The sequence below is a fragment of the Pseudomonas sp. SIMBA_067 genome, from assembly GCF_046534675.1.
GTDB classification, from domain to species: domain Bacteria; phylum Pseudomonadota; class Gammaproteobacteria; order Pseudomonadales; family Pseudomonadaceae; genus Aquipseudomonas; species Aquipseudomonas putida.
In genome coordinates this window covers 38,582-56,717 of the sequence record NZ_JAWRYH010000013.1, presented here as the reverse complement: position 1 = coordinate 56,717, position 18,136 = coordinate 38,582, and the positions used below count along the sequence as shown (strand labels likewise).

Annotated in this window: 15 protein-coding genes; 5 read left to right on the top strand and 10 right to left on the bottom strand. The window is 64.2% G+C overall.

The genetic code is table 11. The features are described 5' to 3' along the window. Positions 1-4: 4 nt before the first annotated feature. The gene (locus SB765_RS23735; RefSeq protein ID WP_341796544.1) at positions 5-535 is read right to left on the bottom strand and encodes a sigma-70 family RNA polymerase sigma factor; all 531 of its coding nucleotides are present in this window, start codon (positions 533-535) and stop codon (positions 5-7) included. 332 nt (positions 536-867) lie between these two features. On the opposite strand from SB765_RS23735, the gene mqo reads away from it, so the two are divergent. Next, positions 868-2,505: a malate dehydrogenase (quinone) gene (gene mqo / locus SB765_RS23730; protein WP_016498351.1), complete on the top strand. Its 1,638-nt coding sequence runs from the start codon at positions 868-870 to the stop codon at positions 2,503-2,505. A gap of 134 nt (positions 2,506-2,639) precedes the next feature. On the opposite strand, the gene SB765_RS23725 is transcribed toward mqo, so the two are convergent. Then, complete coding sequence (locus SB765_RS23725) at positions 2,640-2,975, bottom strand: ArsR/SmtB family transcription factor (protein WP_016488623.1); 336 nt, start codon at positions 2,973-2,975, stop codon at positions 2,640-2,642. Positions 2,976-3,024: 49 nt separating this feature from the next. Here SB765_RS23725 and xenA point away from each other — a divergent pair, with 49 nt between their 5' ends. After that, the gene (xenA, locus tag SB765_RS23720; RefSeq protein ID WP_341796543.1) at positions 3,025-4,116 is read left to right on the top strand and encodes a xenobiotic reductase XenA; all 1,092 of its coding nucleotides are present in this window, start codon (positions 3,025-3,027) and stop codon (positions 4,114-4,116) included. Between the two features lie 115 nt (positions 4,117-4,231). Here xenA and SB765_RS23715 read toward each other — a convergent pair whose 3' ends face one another. From SB765_RS23715 to SB765_RS23695, 5 genes are all read right to left on the bottom strand, one after another. Then, positions 4,232-5,479 (bottom strand): NAD(P)/FAD-dependent oxidoreductase, encoded by a 1,248-nt coding sequence (locus tag SB765_RS23715; protein WP_410932032.1) that lies wholly within the window; start codon positions 5,477-5,479, stop codon positions 4,232-4,234. A gap of 2 nt (positions 5,480-5,481) precedes the next feature. After that, positions 5,482-7,059 (bottom strand): aldehyde dehydrogenase (NADP(+)), encoded by a 1,578-nt coding sequence (locus SB765_RS23710; protein ID WP_341796541.1) that lies wholly within the window; start codon positions 7,057-7,059, stop codon positions 5,482-5,484. 185 nt (positions 7,060-7,244) lie between these two features. Beyond that, a complete protein-coding gene (locus SB765_RS23705; RefSeq protein ID WP_341796540.1) occupies positions 7,245-8,192 on the bottom strand; it encodes a dihydrodipicolinate synthase family protein in 948 nt (315 codons plus the stop codon). Between the two features lie 41 nt (positions 8,193-8,233). Beyond that, positions 8,234-9,160, bottom strand: coding sequence for a 4-hydroxyproline epimerase (locus tag SB765_RS23700; RefSeq protein ID WP_341796539.1), 927 nt, complete (start codon positions 9,158-9,160; stop codon positions 8,234-8,236). 23 nt (positions 9,161-9,183) lie between these two features. After that, positions 9,184-10,797, bottom strand: coding sequence for an APC family permease (locus tag SB765_RS23695; protein WP_016498358.1), 1,614 nt, complete (start codon positions 10,795-10,797; stop codon positions 9,184-9,186). 368 nt (positions 10,798-11,165) lie between these two features. Here SB765_RS23695 and SB765_RS23690 point away from each other — a divergent pair, with 368 nt between their 5' ends. Continuing rightward, the gene (locus tag SB765_RS23690; RefSeq protein WP_016498359.1) at positions 11,166-11,948 is read left to right on the top strand and encodes an AraC family transcriptional regulator; all 783 of its coding nucleotides are present in this window, start codon (positions 11,166-11,168) and stop codon (positions 11,946-11,948) included. Here SB765_RS23690 and SB765_RS23685 read toward each other — a convergent pair. Beyond that, positions 11,936-12,823: a LysR family transcriptional regulator gene (locus SB765_RS23685; RefSeq protein ID WP_049276897.1), complete on the bottom strand. Its 888-nt coding sequence runs from the start codon at positions 12,821-12,823 to the stop codon at positions 11,936-11,938. The genes SB765_RS23690 and SB765_RS23685 overlap by 13 nt on opposite strands. Before the next feature lie 140 nt (positions 12,824-12,963). Here SB765_RS23685 and moaB point away from each other — a divergent pair, with 140 nt between their 5' ends. Then, the gene (gene moaB / locus SB765_RS23680) at positions 12,964-13,503 is read left to right on the top strand and encodes a molybdenum cofactor biosynthesis protein B (RefSeq protein ID WP_410932031.1); all 540 of its coding nucleotides are present in this window, start codon (positions 12,964-12,966) and stop codon (positions 13,501-13,503) included. A 68-nt stretch (positions 13,504-13,571) separates the two neighbouring features. On the opposite strand, the gene SB765_RS23675 is transcribed toward moaB, so the two are convergent. Both SB765_RS23675 and moaA read right to left on the bottom strand, forming a co-directional pair. After that, positions 13,572-14,471 carry a bestrophin family protein gene (locus SB765_RS23675; RefSeq protein WP_341796535.1) on the bottom strand — a complete coding sequence of 300 codons (900 nt, stop codon included), beginning with the start codon at positions 14,469-14,471 and terminating at the stop codon, positions 13,572-13,574. A gap of 20 nt (positions 14,472-14,491) precedes the next feature. After that, the gene (gene moaA, locus SB765_RS23670) at positions 14,492-15,496 is read right to left on the bottom strand and encodes a GTP 3',8-cyclase MoaA (RefSeq protein ID WP_410932030.1); all 1,005 of its coding nucleotides are present in this window, start codon (positions 15,494-15,496) and stop codon (positions 14,492-14,494) included. Positions 15,497-15,721: 225 nt separating this feature from the next. Between moaA and SB765_RS23665 the strand changes: the two genes are divergently transcribed. Beyond that, a complete protein-coding gene (locus SB765_RS23665; RefSeq protein WP_410932029.1) occupies positions 15,722-18,052 on the top strand; it encodes an FdhF/YdeP family oxidoreductase in 2,331 nt (776 codons plus the stop codon). Positions 18,053-18,136: the final 84 nt, after the last annotated feature.

The following is an 18,136-nucleotide window of genomic DNA, read 5'->3' as shown; positions in this document are numbered from 1 at the left end:
GGCGTCACTCCACCAGCAAGCCGTCGAGTTCGGCTTCAAGAATGGCGCAGTGCAGAAACGCCTGGGCCAGGTACTTCTTGATCATGCGTTCGCTCACGCCAATGTGCGCGGCGATATCGCGGTAGGCCAGGCCATCGATCTGCGCCAGCAGGAATGCCTGGCGCACCTTGCTCGGCAAGCGCAGCAACATGGCGTCCACCTCGTGCAGGGTCTCGACAATGATCGCGCGCTGTTCGGGGGAGGGTTGCAACGCCTCGGGCTGCAAGGCCAATTGCTGCAACCAGGCCTGTTCCAGCTTTTGCCGGCGCCAATGGTCGACGCACAGGCCGCGGGCGATGGTCGCCAGGTACGAGCGTTCGCCGCGGTCGCCGTCAAACTGCCGTGGGCGCTTGAGGATGCGCACGAAGGTATCCTGCACCAGGTCGGCGGCATCGCAGCGGCTGCCCAGCCGGCGGTACAGAAAGCCGAGCAACCAGCGCGAGTGGCTGTGGTACAGGGTATGGAGCGAGGTGTTCAACTCTGGGATCGAAACCACGGCGGCATCCGGCGCGAGCGCATACTGGTGCGAATGAGAAATGATCGCAATGTTAGGGGCGCCGGAAAAATACTGCAATCACTGCACAGCGTGCGGGTATCCCCTGGGACAACCCGTCACCTTGACGCGAGGACCGGCAATTTGTTTGCGCTGGCATTTCGGATACAATCAGAAAAACGATTCAGCCCTGTCGGTCAATTCGACAAAAGGCCGAGTCGTTTTCTGGTTCTCTGGCTGCCGAACAATGATCAACAACAAGCCTGCGCTGAAGAACACGGAACACCTGGGCCAGCCACAGGCCCTCCCTCCGTTCTCCTGACTGGAATAGATCAATGTTCAAGAAAGCTGGCAAGACCTTGCTGGGTCTGGCTGTCGCTGCGAGCTTCATGCAAGCGCACGCCGCAGAAACCAAAAAAGTAGACGTGCTGCTGGTCGGCGGCGGCATCATGAGCTCCACCCTGGCTGTGTGGCTGCACGAGCTGGAGCCAAGCTGGTCGATGGAGATGGTCGAGCGCCTGGACGGCGTGGCTGAAGAAAGCTCCAACGGCTGGAACAACGCCGGTACCGGCCACTCCGCGCTGGCCGAGCTGAACTACACCCCGGAAGACAAAGACGGCAACGTCAATATCTCCAAGGCCATCGAAATCAACGAAGCCTTCCAGATTTCCCGTCAATTCTGGGCCTGGCAGGTTCGCCAGGGCGTGCTGAAGAACCCGCACTCGTTCATCAACACCACCCCGCACATGAGCTTCGTGTGGGGCGATGACAACATCAAGTTCCTGAAAAAGCGCTATGACGCGCTGCAAGCCAGCCCGCTGTTCCGCCCGATGCAATACTCCGAGGACCACGCGCAGATCGCCAAATGGGTCCCGCTGATGATGGAAGGGCGCGACCCGAACCAGAAACTGGCCGTGACCTGGACGCCAATCGGCACCGACGTCAACTTCGGCGAGATCACCCGCCAGATGGTTGGCCACCTGAAGACCCAGGACAAGTTCGACCTGAAGCTGTCCAGCGAAGTGCAGGATATCACCCGCAACAAGGACGGCTCCTGGCACGTCGAGTACAAGAACCTGAAGGACGGTACCGAATCGGCTACCGACGCCAAGTTCCTGTTCATCGGTGCCGGCGGCGGCGCGCTGAAGCTGCTGCAGAAGTCGGGCATTCCTGAAGCCAAGGAATACGCAGGCTTCCCGGTGGGCGGCTCGTTCCTGGTGACCGAGAACCCGACCATCGCCATGCAGCACATGGCCAAGGCGTACGGCATTGCCTCGACTGGCGCGCCACCCATGTCGGTGCCGCACCTGGACACCCGCGTGCTGGACGGCAAGCGCGTGATCCTGTTTGGCCCATTTGCCACCTTCTCGACCAAGTTCCTGAAGAACGGTTCGTACCTGGACCTGCTGAGCAGCACCACCACCCACAACGTGTGGCCGATGACCAAGGTCGGTATCGAGCAGTACCCACTGGTGGAGTACCTCGCTGGCCAGCTGATGCTGTCTGACGATGACCGCTTCGAAGCCCTGCGCACCTACTTCCCGAATGCCAAGAAGGAAGACTGGCGCCTGTGGCAGGCCGGCCAGCGTGTGCAGATCATCAAGCGTGATGCCGAGAAGGGCGGCGTGCTGAAGCTGGGCACCGAAGTGGTCGCGTCCGAAGACCGTACCATTGCCGGCCTGCTGGGTGCATCGCCAGGTGCTTCGACTGCTGCGCCGATCATGCTGACCGTGCTGGAAACCGTGTTCAAGGAAAAGGTCGCTACCCCAGAGTGGCAGGCCAAGATCAAGCAGATCGTGCCGAGCTACGGCACCAAGCTGAACGATTCGGCGGCGGCCACCCAGAAAGAGTGGAACTACACCGCTGAAGTACTGCAGCTGGAGAAACCGCCAGTGATCGACGCCAGCGTCGATTTCGGTGGCGCGGCCAGCGAGCCGGTTGAAAGCAAGCCTGAGAACGACATGGCGCTGTAATCGGCCATTGTCGTGAAAGAAGCCACGGGGGAAACCTCGTGGTTTTTTTTTGCCTGTTCGGGCCTTTGCGCGGCGGTTCTACGCATTGATGGGCCCACGGGTTCATCACTATCCCCAGGGGCCTGCGGCAAAAATCATCTCTGGCGCAGGATGCACTCCAGCAGCCCGGGAAAACGCTCGCCCAGCATTTCGCTGCGCAATGAATTCATATGGGTCGTCCCCACATTGCGGGTATGCACCAACCCCGCATCACGTAGCACGCGGAAGTGGTGCGACATGCTCGACTTGGGCCGCCCCCCGTCCAGCTCGCCACAGCTGGCCTCGGCAACGCCGGCCAGGTGGCGGACGATTTCCAGGCGCACGGGGTCGCTGAGCGCATAGAGCAGGCGTTCAAGGATCAGGTCTTCAGCGTTGGGGTGTTTATAGGCTCGCATGGCCGACATGATAACGGGGGTTTCACTAATTGCCATAGTTCGATTATGATCGAACAACAGTATTCAAATGAACCCGGAGTTTCCCATGTCCGCCCTGTTCGAACCCTACACCCTCAAAGACGTCACCCTGCGTAACCGCATCGCCATTCCGCCGATGTGCCAATACATGGCCGAAGACGGCATGATCAACGACTGGCACCACGTGCACTACGCTGGCCTGGCCCGTGGCGGTGCCGGTCTGCTGGTGGTCGAGGCCACTGCGGTGGCACCGGAAGGGCGCATCACCCCCGGTTGTGCCGGTATCTGGAGCGATGCCCACGCCCAGGCTTTCGTACCGGTGGTACAGGCCATCAAGGCTGCAGGTTCGGTGCCGGGCATCCAGATCGCCCACGCCGGGCGCAAGGCCAGCGCCAACCGCCCGTGGGAGGGTGACGACCACATTGCCGCCGACGACGCGCGTGGCTGGGAAACCATCGCCCCGTCCGCCATTGCCTTTGGCGCGCACCTGCCGAAAGTGCCACGCGAAATGACGCTGGGCGACATCGCCCGGGTCAAACAGGATTTCGTCGATGCCGCCCGCCGCGCGCGTGATGCCGGCTTCGAGTGGATCGAGCTGCATTTTGCCCATGGCTACCTGGGCCAGAGCTTCTTCTCCGAGCACTCCAACAAGCGGACCGACGCCTACGGTGGCAGCTTCGACAACCGCAGCCGCTTCCTGCTGGAAACCCTGGCCGCGGTGCGTGAAGTATGGCCAGAAAACCTGCCGTTGACCGCGCGCTTTGGTGTGCTGGAATACGATGGCCGCGACGAGCAGACCCTGGAAGAGTCGATCGAACTGGCGCGCCGCTTCAAGTCAGGCGGCCTGGACCTGCTGAGCGTGAGTGTCGGTTTCACCATTCCCGAGACCAACATCCCGTGGGGCCCGGCGTTCATGGGGCCGATTGCCGAGCGTGTGCGCCGTGAGGCGAAGCTGCCGGTGACTTCGGCGTGGGGCTTTGGCACACCGCAGCTGGCTGAGGCCGCGTTGCAGGCCAACCAGCTGGACCTGGTTTCGGTAGGGCGTGCGCACCTGGCCGACCCGCACTGGGCGTACTTTGCCGCCAAGGAGCTGGGGGTGGAGAAAGCCTCCTGGACCTTGCCGGCGCCGTATGCGCACTGGCTTGAGCGCTATCGCTGAGAATGCCGGGGCTGCTGCGCAGCCCATTCGCGGCACAAGGCCGCTCCTACAGGATAGCGTGCTCTTTGTAGGAGCGGCCTTGTGCCGCGAATGGGCCGCCCAGCGGCCCCCGAATCTAAAACCGATCCAACCGGTAGGCTCCCATCTCAGGCCCCGCAGCCCCCTCAGCCAACCGCCCCACCCATTCCGCCGTCACCGCCGCCTGGGTCAACCCCAGGTGCTGATGCCCAAACGCCAACAGCACCCGCCCATCACACACCCTGTCGATCACCGGCAACGAGTCCGGTAACGAAGGCCGGAAGCCCATCCACGGCGTCGCCCCTTCGACGCTCAAGTCTTGCCGGAACAACCCCTTGCTCAACCGGTGCAACTGCCAAGCCCGTTGCATGCTCGGCGGTGCCTCCAGCCCGGCGAACTCCACCGTGCCAGCCAGGCGCAAGCCTTCGGCCATGGGCGTCATGATGAACTTGCGCTCCAGCGAGGTGACTGCAAACGGCAGGCGCTGGTGTTCACCCGGCAACATCAGGTGATAACCGCGTTCTGTGTCCAGCGGCACCCGCTTGCCCGTCAGCGCGGCGGTCAGTTTCGCAGAATGGGCACCACAGCTGATCAGCACCTGGCGGGCATTGAGCGTGCCCTGGTCGCTGGCCAGGCTCACGCCCGCACTGTGCAATTGCCCGCCATCGACCTGCGCCTGAACAAAGCGCACACCGCTGGCCTTGGCCGCTTCGAACAATTCGCACACTACCCGGTAAGGGTCGATGAAGTGCCCGGTGCGCGGAAAGAACAGCCCACCCAGCAGTGACGGGCTCAGTTGCGGCGCCGCCTCGCGCACGGTGTCGGCCGACCAGACGTCCACCGGCACCGCCTGCTGTTGCATGCGGGTGCGCAACGCCTCCAGTGCCTGGCGTGACTCAGGCTTCTCGAACACCAGCAACGAACCATCCTCCTGGAACAGGTCGCTGCGCCCGATCGAGCCCAGCAGGCGCTGCCATGCACCCAGGCTGCCTTCGTTCAGCGTGCGGATTCCGGCCACACTGCGCTGGAACGGGGCGGGGCGCAGGTTGAGCAGCAGGCGTGTGAACCAGGGCATGGCCGTGGGCAGGTACTTCCAGTCCAGGCGCAGCGGGCCCATCGGGTCCAGCAGCATGCGCGGCAAGCGCTTGAGGATCGACAGGTCGGCAATCGGGAACACCTGCTCGGTGGCCAGGTGCCCGGCGTTGCCATAGGACGCCCCATGGCCGGGTGCCTGGCGGTCGACCAATAGCACCCGGCGGCCCTGGCGGGCCAGTTGCAGGGCACAGGCAACGCCGACAATGCCGGCGCCCACCACGGCGATATCGGCTTCAGGGTTTTCGACCATACTCAGCCTTCCCGTTTGCCGTCGAGCAGGCGCCGCAGTTGCAGCGGGTTGCCGTGCTGCAAGGCCTGCGGCAGAAGGGCATTGGGGAAGTCCTGGTAGCACACCGGCCGCAGGAAGCGCAGGATCGCCGCCGTGCCCACCGAGGTCGTACGGGCATCGGAGGTGGCCGGGAACGGCCCCCCATGGACCATGGCATCGCACACCTCGACGCCGGTCGGCCAGCCATTGACCAGAATGCGCCCAGCCTTGCGTTCAAGGGTCGGCAGCAGCGCACGGGCGCGGTCGATGTCGGCATCGTCCAGTTGCAGGGTAGCGGTCAACTGGCCTTCCAGGTGCTCGGCCACTTGGTGTACCTGTTCATCGCTGGCGCACGCCACCACCAGCGACGCCGCGCCAAACATTTCAGCTTGCAACGCCGGGTCGGCGAGGAAGGCTTCGGCTTGGGTGACGAACAATTGCGCCTGGCATTGGTTGGGGCCTTGCCCGGCCTGGCCGCTGGCTGCAGCCTGGGCATTGGCGTTTTCTGCCAAGGCACCGACACCGGCTTGGTAAGCACTGAAGATGCCCGGGGTGAGCATGGTTTGCGCAGCGGCCTGGCGCACGTGCTCGCTGGCAGCGTCGATAAACCGCTGTAACGCTGGCCCTTGCGGGGCAATCACCAGCCCGGGGTTGGTGCAGAACTGGCCGGCACCTTGGGTCAACGAGGCGACGAAGCCTTGCGCCAACGTTTCGGCACGGGCTTGCAGGGCCGCCTCGAACAGGAACACCGGGTTGATCGAACTCATTTCGGCGTATACCGGGATCGGCTCCGGGCGGGCCTGGGCCGCCTGGCACAGCGCGATACCACCGCTGCGTGAGCCGGTAAAGCCAACGGCCTTGATGCGCGGGTCGCTGACCAGCGCGATGCCGACTTCACGGCCGGAACCGTACAACAGCGAGAATACGCCGGCCGGCAAGCCGCACAGCTTCACCGCTTGCGCCACCGCCTGGCCGACCAGTTCGCTGGTGCCCGGGTGGGCGCTGTGGGCCTTGACCACCACTGGGCAGCCAGCCGCCAATGCCGATGCGGTGTCGCCACCGGCCACCGAGAAGGCCAGCGGGAAATTGCTGGCGCCGAACACGGCTACCGGCCCCAGGGCCACCTGGCGCTGGCGCAGGTCGGCGCGCGGCAAGGGCTGGCGTTCTGGCTGGGCGTTGTCGACCCGCACATCCAGCCATTCACCGGCCCGCACTACCCGGGCGAAGGTTCGCAGTTGGGTACAGGTGCGGCCACGCTCGCCCTGGATACGCGCCTTGGGCAGACCGCTTTCGGCCACGGCGCGGTCAATCAGGGCATCGCCCAGCGCTTCGATCTGGGTGGCGATGGTTTCGAGGAATTGTGCCCGTTGTTCGAGCGTGGTTTCGCGGTAGCCATCGAACGCCGCCCAGGCCAGGGCGCAGGCTTGGGCCACGTGTTCGCCGGTGCCGCCCAGGTAGGCCGGTTCCAGCGGCTGGCCGGTGGCCGGGTCGATGGCGCGGATGGCTTCGCGGCTGCCGGTTACCGGCGTCTGGCCGATCAGCATGTTGCCGGTGAGGGTCATGTATCCTCCTTGTGGATCAAATTCGGGTATCAAGGTAAACCGCAACCCCTGTAGGAGCGGCCTTGTGCCGCGAAGGGCTGCAAAGCAGCCCCAGCAATTTGTGTGTCTGCGCTGAAATGCTGGGGCTGCTTTGCAGCCATTCGCGGCACAAGGCCGCTCCTACAAGGGCCCAAGCAGGGCTTTGGTCAGGCGATGTTCTGCTCGGCCGACCAGCTGGCGTACCAGTTGCGGAACAGCGCGTACTGCTGTTCGGCATAGTTGCGCTGGGCATCGGTCAGCAGGTCGGTTTCGTTGAAGTGCAGGCTGTACTCGCTGTCGCCGTTCAGCACCATCAGGTGCTTGTAGTACAGCACCAGGTCGCAGCCTTCATCGAACGACGACAGCACCGCCAGCGCCGCTTCCAGCTCGCGCGCCAGGCGGCGGGCCTTGGCGTCGCCCTTGGCCGCCTGCTTGCTCAGGCTTACCAGGTGCAGCACCTCGCGGGGCAGGGCGTTGCCGATACCGGTGATGGCACCGGTGGCGTTGCAGTTGACGAAGCCATGCACCACCTGGGTGTCCACGCCGACCATCAGGGTCACGTCGTCATCCTTGGAGGTGATGTGTTCGGCGGCGTAACGCAGGTCGGCGCCACCACCGAATTCCTTGAAGCCGATCAGGTTGGGGAATTCGCGGCGCAGTTCGAAGAACAGGTCGGCGCGGGTGGCAAAACCGTAGTAGGGGCTGTTGTAGATCACCGCTGGCAGCTTGGGCGCCGCCGCGAGGATGGCCGAGAAGTGGTGTTTCTGGGCGATCAGCGAAGCGCCGCGGCTGAGCACGCGAGGGATGACCATCAGGCCGGCGGCGCCCACTTCGGCGGCGTGGGCGGCATGCGCTACCGCTTCACGGGTGTTTACCGCGCCGGTGCCGACAATGGTCGGAATGCCGGCGGCCACCAGGCGCGCCACGCCTTCCTGGCGCTCGGCCTCGGTCAGCAGCGGCCAGTCGCCCATCGAGCCGCAATACACCACAGCGCTCATGCCGGCCGCGATCAGTTCACGGCCCTTGCGCACCAGGGCGTCGAAGTCCGGCTTGCGTTCGGCGGTGCACGGGGTCATCAGGGCGGGCATGGTGCCGGTGAAGATGTTGTTGGTCATTGTTGTCACTCCTCGCAGTATTCAGTCGGAAAAAGGCGGGGTCAGATGCCCCAGGCGAACGGGTCCTGTTCGTCGATCAGCAGGGTGCTGTCGGCGGTCATGTAGGCGCGGCCGGTGATGAACGGGCGAATGTGGTCGCCGTCGCGCTCGTAGCGGCCATGGAACTGGCTGCCGGTGATGCTGGCCTGTACCCAGGTCTGGCCTTCGGCAAGCTTGCCGTCGGCGGCCAGGCAGGCCAGCTTGGCGCTGGTGCCGGTGCCGCACGGGGAGCGGTCGTAGGCCTTGCCGGGGCACATCACGAAGTTGCGGCTGTCGGCGTTGGCGTCGTCGGCAAACAGCTCGACGTGGTCGATAGGCGCGCCGTTTTCGCCGGTGATGCCCTGGGTTTCGAGGGCCTTGAGCATGGCCCAGGTGTACTCGGTCAGCGCCTCACGGTTGGCCAGCTCGATACGCTGGCCGTGTTCGGAAACCAGGAAGAACCAGTTGCCGCCCCAGGCGATGTCGCCGCGCACCACGCCGTGGCCGGGCACGTCCACCGCTACCTGTTGGCGGTAGCGGTAGGAGGGCACGTTGCCGATGGTGATGGCGCCGTCTTCATGCAGGGTGGCGCTGACCTGGCCGACCGGGGTGTCGATCTTGTGCACACCCGGTGCGATCAGGCCCAAGTGCTGCAACGAGGCGACCAGGCCGATGGTGCCGTGGCCGCACATGTTCAGGTAGCCGGCGTTGTTGAAGAAGATCACCCCGCAGGTGGCGTTGGCCGACATCGGTGGGCAATACAGCGCGCCGACCAGCACATCGTTGCCGCGTGGCTCCAGCAGGCAGGCACGGCGCCATGGGTCGTGCAGCTCGCGCAGTTCGTCGCGCTGTTCGGCCATGCTGCGGCCGCGCAGTTGCGGGAAGCCCTTCATCACCAGGCGGGTTGGTTCGCCGCCAGTGTGGGAGTCGATGACGTGTATCTGTTTCATGGGCTTGTCCCTTGCGTAAAAGATCAGGAAGCGACGGCGGCAGGGCGGCGGGTATAGGTTTCAGCGGCGGCTTCGCTTTCGTCTTCACCTTCCAGGCGCACCAGGTGGGCAGGCACGCCAGTCGCGGCGCCCCAGTAGTAGATGCCCAGCGCGCAGGCGGCCACAGCCACGGTGTCGAACGGGTGGCCGAGCACCCCCAGGCCGCCGAAGCTGCCCAACCACGACAGCAGGATGGTCACCGCGTAGAAGCCGATCAGCCATGCCGACGAGCGTACTTGCTGGGCCAGCGACAGGTGTTGGGTGGGTACGAAACGGCTGCACAGCAGGTACAGCACGAACATCACGATTTGCAGGGCCAGCAGCCACGACACGGTGTTCCAGCCCGACCAGTACACGATCAGCGCGGCGATGATGAACGACAGCGGGCCGAGCACCGCCATGCCCTTGACCCGGAACGGGCGCGGCATGTCTGGTGCATTGCGGCGCAGGGCGGCGACGGTGACCGGGGCGACGGCGTAGCTCAGTACCAGGGCAGCCGATACCACGTTGATCAGCGCTTCCCACGAGGGGAACGGCAGGGTCCAGAACACCGACAGGCCAAACGTCAGCCACAGGGCCGGGCGCGGGATGCCGGATTCTGCATCGATGCGGGTGAAGTACTTGAAGAAGGTGCCGGTCTGCGCCCAGCCATAGATCACCCGCGGGGTGGCGTTCATGTAGATGTTGCCGCAGCCGCTGGGCGAGATCACGGCGTCGGCCACCACCAGGTAGGCCAGCCAGCCCACACCCAGGGCCAGGGCGATGTCACGGTAGGGCAGGGCCAGTTCCTTGGTCACGCTGGCCCAGCCGTTGGCCAGCATTTCGGTGGGCACGCTGCCGAGGAAGGCCAGTTGCAGCAGGGCGTAGATCGCGGTGGACAGCAGCACCGACAAAATCAGTGCGATAGGGATGGTGCGCTGTGGGTTCTTCACCTCGCTGGCCACCGAAATGATCGGCGTCAGGCCCAGGTAGGCGAAGATGATGCCGCCTGCCGACACGGCCATTTCCACCCCGGACAGGCCGAACGGGGCAAAGCCCTGGACCTCGAAGTTTTCTGGTTTGAAGAAGGTGAACAGCACGCCGATTACCAGCAGCGGCACGATGAACTTGAACACGCTGACCAGGTTGTTGGCCTTGGCGAAGGTTTTCACGCTGCGGTAGTTGAGGAAGAAGAACAGCCCCAGCAGGGCGAACTGCACCAGCCAGCCGAGCACGGTCGGGTCGCTGGAGCCGGCCTTGGTGAGCCCGGGGAACCAGGCAGCGGCGTATTGGCGTGAGGCGACCACTTCGATGGCGATCAGGCTGGAAAAGGCGATCAGGGTGATGAAACCCATCAGGTAGCCGAGCAGTGGGCCGTGCGAGTAAACCGGGTAGCGCACTACGCCACCGGCACGTGGCAGGGCGGCGCCCAGTTCGCAGTAGACGATGCCCAGCAGCAGTACGGCGAACCCGCCGAGGAACCAGGAGAGGATGCCGGCCGGGCCGGCGATGGCCGACACGTGGCTGGCGGCGAACAGCCAGCCGGAGCCGAAAATGGCCCCTAGGCCGATGAAGGTGAGGTCCAGCAGTGATAACTGTTTTTTGAATTTGCCTGACATGGGTTCGCCTTTTTGTTGGTTATTGGATAGGCAGGTCTGATGTCACGAGATGCGGCTTTTTGGGCCGCGCTCTTGTAGGACTTGGGCGGCTTGCGTGGGGCATAGAGTGAACCGGTCGGGGCGACGGTTCTTGATGGTTTTCTGCAGGGGGGATGACGAAATCGGCACAGTTGCAAAAAAAGCTGGTGGCCAGGGTGGGCTGGTGGATAGGCTGTAGGCCATACCGGATAAGGGTTTGAGAGATGCAGCGCCAGTGCTGGCCTCTTCGCAGCACAAGGCTGCTCCTACAAGGACCGCATGGCTATCAAGACCTGTAGGAGCAGCCTTGTGCTGCGAAGAGGCCCGCCCAGAGAACCGAGATAGAGAAGATGACCAACACCCCCCTGGCAACCCTCTACCAGTCCCTCGACCAGCACCGCCCCGCCACCCTCGAGGCCCTGCTCGCCGGTGTGTCGCTGCTGCTGCCGATCCTCGACGCCATCCCCAACGCCGCCATCTTCATCAAGGACCCGGCCGCCCGCTATGTGCTGGCCAACAACACCCTGGTCCAGCGCTGCGGCCTCAAGCGCCTGCAACCGCTGCTGGGCAAGACCAGCGCCGAGGTATTCCCGGCACAGCTGGGCCCCGGCTACACCGAACAAGACCGCCGGGTGCTCAAGGAAGGGATGGTGCTGGAGGACCAACTGGAGCTGCACCTGTACGGCAGCCGTGAACCCGGCTGGTGCCTGACCCACAAGCGCCCGCTGTACAACCAGGCGGGCGAGATCATCGGCCTGGTCGGCATTTCGGTCGACCTGCAATCAGCCGCCGACAGCCACCCCGCCTATCAACGCCTGGCCGCGGTGGACGAGCACATTCGCCAGCACTTTCACCAGCCGATCAGCATGGGCGAGCTGACCCGCATCGCCGGTATTTCCGTGGCCCAGCTGGAGCGCTACTGCAAGCGGGTGTTCCACCTCACGCCCCGGCAGATGATCCACAAGGCACGCCTGGAGCACGCCCACCGCCTGTTGCATTCGGACCTGCCCATCACGGACGTGGCGATGTGCTGCGGCTACACCGACCACAGCGCCTTCAGCCGCCAGTTCAAGCAACTGACCGGCTTTACCCCGCGCCAGTACCGCCAGGCCACCAGCGATCAGGTGGCTTGAAACAGTGCCCGTGCCTCGGCGAAGCACTGTTCGGCAATCGCCGAGCGCGGCTCGCTGCGGCGCAACAGCAGGCCGACCGGGCTGTGGATGGCGGCGTCGGCCACCGGCACGATGCGCAGGTGCTCGCTGAGGTCTTCCAGGCCGCAGTCCAGCGGCATGATCGCGCAGCACATGCCGGTGTTGATGGCCTGGATCAGCTGGAAGGTCGAGTCGCTTTCCAGTACCGCATTCGGCTCCAGGCCGCGGCTGCGGAAGCTCAGGTCCAGAGACTGGCGGTAGTGCATGCCCTTGCTCAGCAGGCCCAGTGGTATGTCGCTGAGTGCATCCCAGCGCAGCGGGTCGCTGGCGAACTGGAAGTGCCGGGTGTCGTGCAACAGGCCCATGGTGGTGGTGCCCAGTTCGATCACTTCAAAGAAGCTGGTGTTGACCTGGTCCAGGTAGCAAATACCCAGGTCGAGCTGGTTGCGGCTGAGCCCGTCGATGACTTGCTCCGAGCTCAGCGAGCTGAGTTGAAAGTGCAGTTCGGGGTATTTTTCGCGCAGTGGCAGCAGCAGGTGCATGGGGTTGAAGCTGGCCAGCGGTACCGTACCCAGGCGTAGGCTGCCGACCACTTGGCCGCGGCAGCTGGCAGCCTCGGCCTGCAGGCCGTCGTGGGCGGCAAGCAGGGTGCGGGCCCAGGCCAGGATGCGCTCGCCGGCCTCGGTAAAACCTTCGAAGCGCTGGCCGCGCTTGACCAGCACCAGCTCCAGCTCGTCCTCCAGGTTGCGCAGGCGCATGGACAGCGTTGGCTGGGTGATATGGCACAGCGCCGCCGCCTGGCCGAAGTGGCGGGTCTGGTCGAGGGCGATGAGGAACTTGAGCTGCTTGATGTCCATGGAAATGCCTGGCGTCTGGTTATGCAGACCTTAACCCACGTCTGCGATAGATGTCATTGATCGCCCGGTACGCCATATTGATTGGACGCCCTCGGGCCGTGCCTCTAGCGTGGCGACAATGCCATTCAAGGAGCTTTACCGTGCGCGTCCAACCCGATGCAGTCTTCGTACCGCTGAACATCGCCGTGCTGACCGTCAGCGACACCCGTACCTACGACAACGATACCTCTGGCGAGCTGCTGGCCAGCCGTTCGGTAGAGATCGGCCACCGACTGGTGGCGCGGGCGCTGCTCAAGGACGACCTGTACAAGATCCGCGCCCAGGTGGCGACCTGGATTGCCGATGAGCAGGTGCAGGTGGTGCTGATTACCGGCGGCACCGGCTTTACCGGGCGAGACAGCACACCGGAGGCCGTCGAATGCTTGCTGGACAAGCGCATCGATGGTTTTGGCGAGCTGTTCCGGGCGTTGTCGATTCTGGATATCGGCACCTCGACCGTGCAGAGCAGGGCGTTGGCCGGGTTGTCCAACAGAACGTTGGTGTGCTGCCTGCCTGGCTCTACCGGGGCCTGCCGTACCGCGTGGGAGGGTATCCTGGCCGAGCAGCTGGATGCCCGGCATCGGCCGTGCAATTTCGTCAAACAACTGTTGCCGATCGAGGCCTGCGCAAGTCGGGGCTGATGCTACTCCTGTTCTGGCCTCTTCGCGGGCACGCCCGCGAAGAGGCCAGAACAGGCAACCACAAATCGTCAGCTCAACACATACCCCACCGGCAACAACGCCGGCGGCAACTGCTGCTCCCCCAACCCCGCCAGCACATCGCGCTCCACAGTCCGCACCATGGCATCGGTCGGCAAATCATTCTCATCGCGCCCGAACGGGTCTTCCAGCTCGTTGCCAATCGCATCCAGCCCGAAGAACGTGTACCCCACGATGGTGGTGAACAGCGGCGCCAGCCAGCCCAGGGGCTCGGCCAGGGCAAACGGTAGCAGCAGGCAGAAGATGTAGATGGTGCGGTGCAGCAGCAGCGTATAGGGGAACGGCAAGGGCGTACCCTTGATCCGCTCACAGGTGGCCTGTACTTCGGTCAACCCTACCAGCCGCTGCTCCAGCAAACTGTAGCGCCAGTCACTGATCTGCTGTTGCTCTGCCAGCCTTGAGCAATGCTGGCCAATTTCGCGCAGGATGCCATCGCACACGTTGTGCGAGCTGATCGCCTCTGGCCGGGCGAGCCATGGCCGGGCAGCCGCCAGTTCGTCCTCACCGCGCAGCCGCGCATTCAATGCATGGGCAAAACCGCACAGGCTGCGCAGCAGTTCGTTACGCAGTTTTCCATCTGTAATGACAACGCTCTCACGCACGAACGAGCGGGTTTCGATGATCAGCTTGCCCCAAGCTTTGCGGCCCTCCCACCAGCGGTCATAGCAGGCGTTGTTGCGAAAGCTCATGAAGATCGACAGCGACAGGCCAAGCAAGGTGAACGGCGTGGCGCTCACCGGGTAGAAAAACGCCGGGTAATGGCGCTCGATCAGCACGATCAGCGCGGCCAGCAGGGTTACCATCAGGCAGCGCAGGGCAATGCGCTTGACGATCGAACCCTTGAGGGTGAACAGCACGCGCAGCACATCGGGGGTTGGGTGGACGATCATGGATTTCCAGAGACGGCCGCTTAGCCGCCGGTCATGTTCATGAAGCGCAGGATCTGCACGTCGCCACCGACTTCGAAGTGATGGCGGTACGGCTTGAGGTGCAGCGAATCGCGGATGGCCTTTTCCAGGCGTTCGGCATTGCCAGGGTGCGCGCGCAGCACATGCTTGAGGTCCACCGAATGTTCATTGCCCAGGCATAGCAGCAGGCGGCCTTCGACCGTCAGGCGCACGCGGTTGCAGGTGGCGCAGAAATTGTGGCTGTGCGGCGATATGAAGCCGACTCGGGTGTCCGCGGTTTCGGCCAGGCGCCAGTAGCGGGCCGGGCCCTGTGAGGATTCGGTGGATTCGATCAGGGTGAACTGCTCGGCCAGGCGCTCACGTACTTCATCACTGGAGCAGAACGACTCGCCGCGTTCGTGCTCGCTGATCACCCCTAGCGGCATTTCTTCGATGAAGGTGATGTCCAGTTCGCGATCAATGGCGAAGCGCACCAGGTCGACCAGTTCATGATCGTTGCGGCCCTTGAGCACCACGCAGTTGAGCTTGGTGCGCTTGAACCCGGCCTTGCGTGCGGCGTCGATACCGGCGATGACCTGATGCAGGTCGCCGGTGCGGGTCAGCTGCTTGAAGCGGTCGGCGTCCAGGCTGTCGAGGCTGATGTTCAGGCGCGTCACGCCGGCATCGAACAGCGGCTGGGCCAGGCGCCCGAGTTGCGAGCCGTTGCTGGTCAGGCACAGTTCGCGCAAGCCGGGCAGGGCTGCGATGCGCCCGCACAGGTCGACGATGCCCTGGCGTACCAGTGGCTCGCCGCCGGTCAGGCGGATCTTGCGGGTGCCCAGGGCGACGAAGCGCTCGGCCACCTGGAACAGTTCTTCGAGGCTGAGGATCTGCTGGCGCGGCAGAAACTGCATGTCTTCTGCCATGCAGTACACGCAACGGAAGTCACAGCGGTCGGTGACCGACATCCGCAGGTAGTCGATTTTCCGGTTGAAGCCGTCGATCAGGGCCCGGCTGTTCTGTTCCACGTTCGCGCTCGAATGGGTTGGGACACAACTCCAAGCTATAACCTGGCCGCAGGTGCGTCAAATTGCTTTGTCCGACTGCTTGATCGACGGCCTCTATCATGGCGGCAAGCACATTCCCGGCCCATGATCGAAACCGCTTATCACACCGTAAGATCTTTCGATTGGACGCCCCTGCCTCACGCTCAATAGGCTGGAAAAAAGCATCGAAGCGTGAGGATTCATCGCATGAGCCAGGACGAACACATCAGGGACTACAAGGGCGCCGCCGCTGGCTGGGGGGCGCTCAAGAGCGTTACCAAAAGCTGGCTGGGCAGCGAAAATGCCTTCAAGAACCTGCGGGCCATGCTCAAGACCAACCAGAACGGCGGCTTCGACTGCCCCGGCTGTGCCTGGGGCGAGTCTCCGGAGAGCGATATGGTCAAGTTCTGCGAAAACGGCGCCAAGGCGGTTAACTGGGAAGCCACCGGCCGCTCGGTCGACCCGGCCTTCTTCGCCAAATACAGCGTCAGCGCGCTGAAGGACCAGACCGACTACTGGCTCGAATACCAGGGCCGCCTCACGCACCCGATGCGCTACGACGCTGCCACCGATCACTATGTCGAAACCACCTGGCAGGAGGCCTTCGAGCTGGTCGCCACGCACCTGCGTGCGCTGCAGTCGCCCGATGAGGCCGAGTTCTACACCTCGGGCCGGGCCAGCAACGAGGCGGCGTTCCTGTACCAGCTGTTCGTGCGCGCTTACGGCACCAACAACTTCCCCGATTGCTCGAACATGTGCCACGAAGCCAGCGGCGCCGGCATGTCGGAAACCCTCGGGGTGGGCAAGGGCACCGTGGTGTTTCACGACCTGGAGCTGGCCGACGCCATCTTTGTCATCGGCCAGAACCCCGGCACCAACCACCCACGCATGCTCGAACCGCTGCGTGAGGCGGTCAAGCGCGGGGCCCAGGTGGTGTGCTTCAACCCGCTGAAGGAGCGTGGCCTGGAGCGCTTCCAGCACCCGCAGCACCCGTTCGAAATGCTCAGCAACGGCTCCGAGCCGACGTCCAGCGCCTACTTCCGCCCGGCCTTGGGCGGTGACATGGCGGCCATGCGTGGCATTGCCAAATTCCTCTTGCAGTGGGAGCGCGAAGCCCAGGCCAAGGGCGAGCCGGCGGTGTTCGACCATGCTTTCATCGCCGAGCACACCAGCGGCGTCGATGACTACCTGGCAGCGGTGGACGCCACCTCTTGGGAGCACATCGTCAAACAGTCGGGCCTGACCCTGGCCGAGATCGAGCTGGCCGCACGCATGTACCGCAAGGCCGAGCGGGTGATCATGTGCTGGGCCATGGGCGTCACCCAGCACCGCCATTCGGTGCCGACCGTGCAGGAAATCGTCAACCTGCAGCTGCTGCGCGGCAACGTCGGCAAGCCCGGCGCCGGCCTGTCGCCGGTGCGCGGCCACAGCAACGTGCAGGGGGACCGCACCATGGGCATCGACGAGAAGCCCAAGGCGGCGCTGCTCGACGCCATCGAAAAACGCTTCCAGTTCCGCGTGCCGCGGGCCCACGGGCACAACGCGGTGCTGGCGATCAAGGCCATGGAAGAGGGCCGGGCCAAGGTGTTCATCGCCTTGGGCGGCAACTTCGCCCAAGCCACCCCGGACACCCCGCGCACCCACGCGGCCCTGCAGAACTGCGCGTTGACCGTGCAGATTTCCACCAAGCTCAACCGCTCGCACCTGGTGACAGGCCGCGATGCGTTGATTTTGCCGTGCCTGGGCCGTACCGAAATCGACCTGCAGGCCGAAGGGCCGCAAGGGGTGACCGTGGAGGACACCTTCAGCATGGTGCACATCTCCAACGGCCAGTTGCGCCCGCGTTCGCCGCACATGCGCTCCGAACCGTGGATCGTCGCCGGCATGGCCAAGGCCACGCTGGGCAATCAGCCGATCGACTGGGAGTATGCGGTGGCCGACTACAACCGCATTCGTGACATGATCGCCGACGTGATCCCGGGTTTCACCGGCTTCAACCAACGCCTGCATAGCCCGGGCGGTTTCCACCTGGGCAACAATGCCGCCGATCGCAAATTCCGCACGGCCACGGGCAAGGCCCGCTTCATGCCCCACGCACTGCCGGAAGAGTTGGTCAACGCCAAGGTGCTGGCGCGGGGTGACAAGCCCGACCTGATCCTGCAGACGCTGCGCTCGCATGACCAGTACAACACCACCCTGTATGGCCTGGATGACCGCTACCGCGGGGTGTTCGGCCTGCGTGAAGTGGTGTTCGTCAACGAGGCCGACATCCGCCGCCTGGGCTTCGAGCCGGGTGAGCAGGTGGACCTGGTGTCGATGTGGGAGGATGGCGTGGAGCGGCGGGTGTCGGGGTTCCGACTGGTGGCGTATGACGTGCCTGAGGGGCAGGCAGCGGCGTATTACCCGGAGACCAACCCACTGGTGCCGCTGGAAAGTTATGGCGAGGGGACCTACACCCCGACCTCGAAATTTGTGGCCATCAAGGTCGAGAAAGCCAAGGCGGGGAACCGCATTGCCGCGGTGTTGGCTTCGGATTGACCGGTTGCCTGAGCTGGCCTCTTCGCGGCACAAGGCCGCTCCTACAGGTGATCGCATTCCCCTGTAGGAGCGGCCTTGTGCCGC

Coding starts and splice junctions, on each gene's coding strand:
- mqo (WP_016498351.1), top strand. CDS start 868: ATGTTCAAGAAAGCTGGCAAGACCTTGCTGGGTCTGGCTGTCGCTGCG.
- SB765_RS23725 (WP_016488623.1), bottom strand. CDS start 2,975: ATGGCAATTAGTGAAACCCCCGTTATCATGTCGGCCATGCGAGCCTAT.
- xenA (WP_341796543.1), top strand. CDS start 3,025: ATGTCCGCCCTGTTCGAACCCTACACCCTCAAAGACGTCACCCTGCGT.
- SB765_RS23715 (WP_410932032.1), bottom strand. CDS start 5,479: ATGGTCGAAAACCCTGAAGCCGATATCGCCGTGGTGGGCGCCGGCATT.
- SB765_RS23710 (WP_341796541.1), bottom strand. CDS start 7,059: ATGACCCTCACCGGCAACATGCTGATCGGCCAGACGCCGGTAACCGGC.
- SB765_RS23705 (WP_341796540.1), bottom strand. CDS start 8,192: ATGACCAACAACATCTTCACCGGCACCATGCCCGCCCTGATGACCCCG.
- SB765_RS23700 (WP_341796539.1), bottom strand. CDS start 9,160: ATGAAACAGATACACGTCATCGACTCCCACACTGGCGGCGAACCAACC.
- SB765_RS23695 (WP_016498358.1), bottom strand. CDS start 10,797: ATGTCAGGCAAATTCAAAAAACAGTTATCACTGCTGGACCTCACCTTC.
- SB765_RS23690 (WP_016498359.1), top strand. CDS start 11,166: ATGACCAACACCCCCCTGGCAACCCTCTACCAGTCCCTCGACCAGCAC.
- SB765_RS23685 (WP_049276897.1), bottom strand. CDS start 12,823: ATGGACATCAAGCAGCTCAAGTTCCTCATCGCCCTCGACCAGACCCGC.
- SB765_RS23675 (WP_341796535.1), bottom strand. CDS start 14,471: ATGATCGTCCACCCAACCCCCGATGTGCTGCGCGTGCTGTTCACCCTC.
- SB765_RS23665 (WP_410932029.1), top strand. CDS start 15,722: ATGAGCCAGGACGAACACATCAGGGACTACAAGGGCGCCGCCGCTGGC.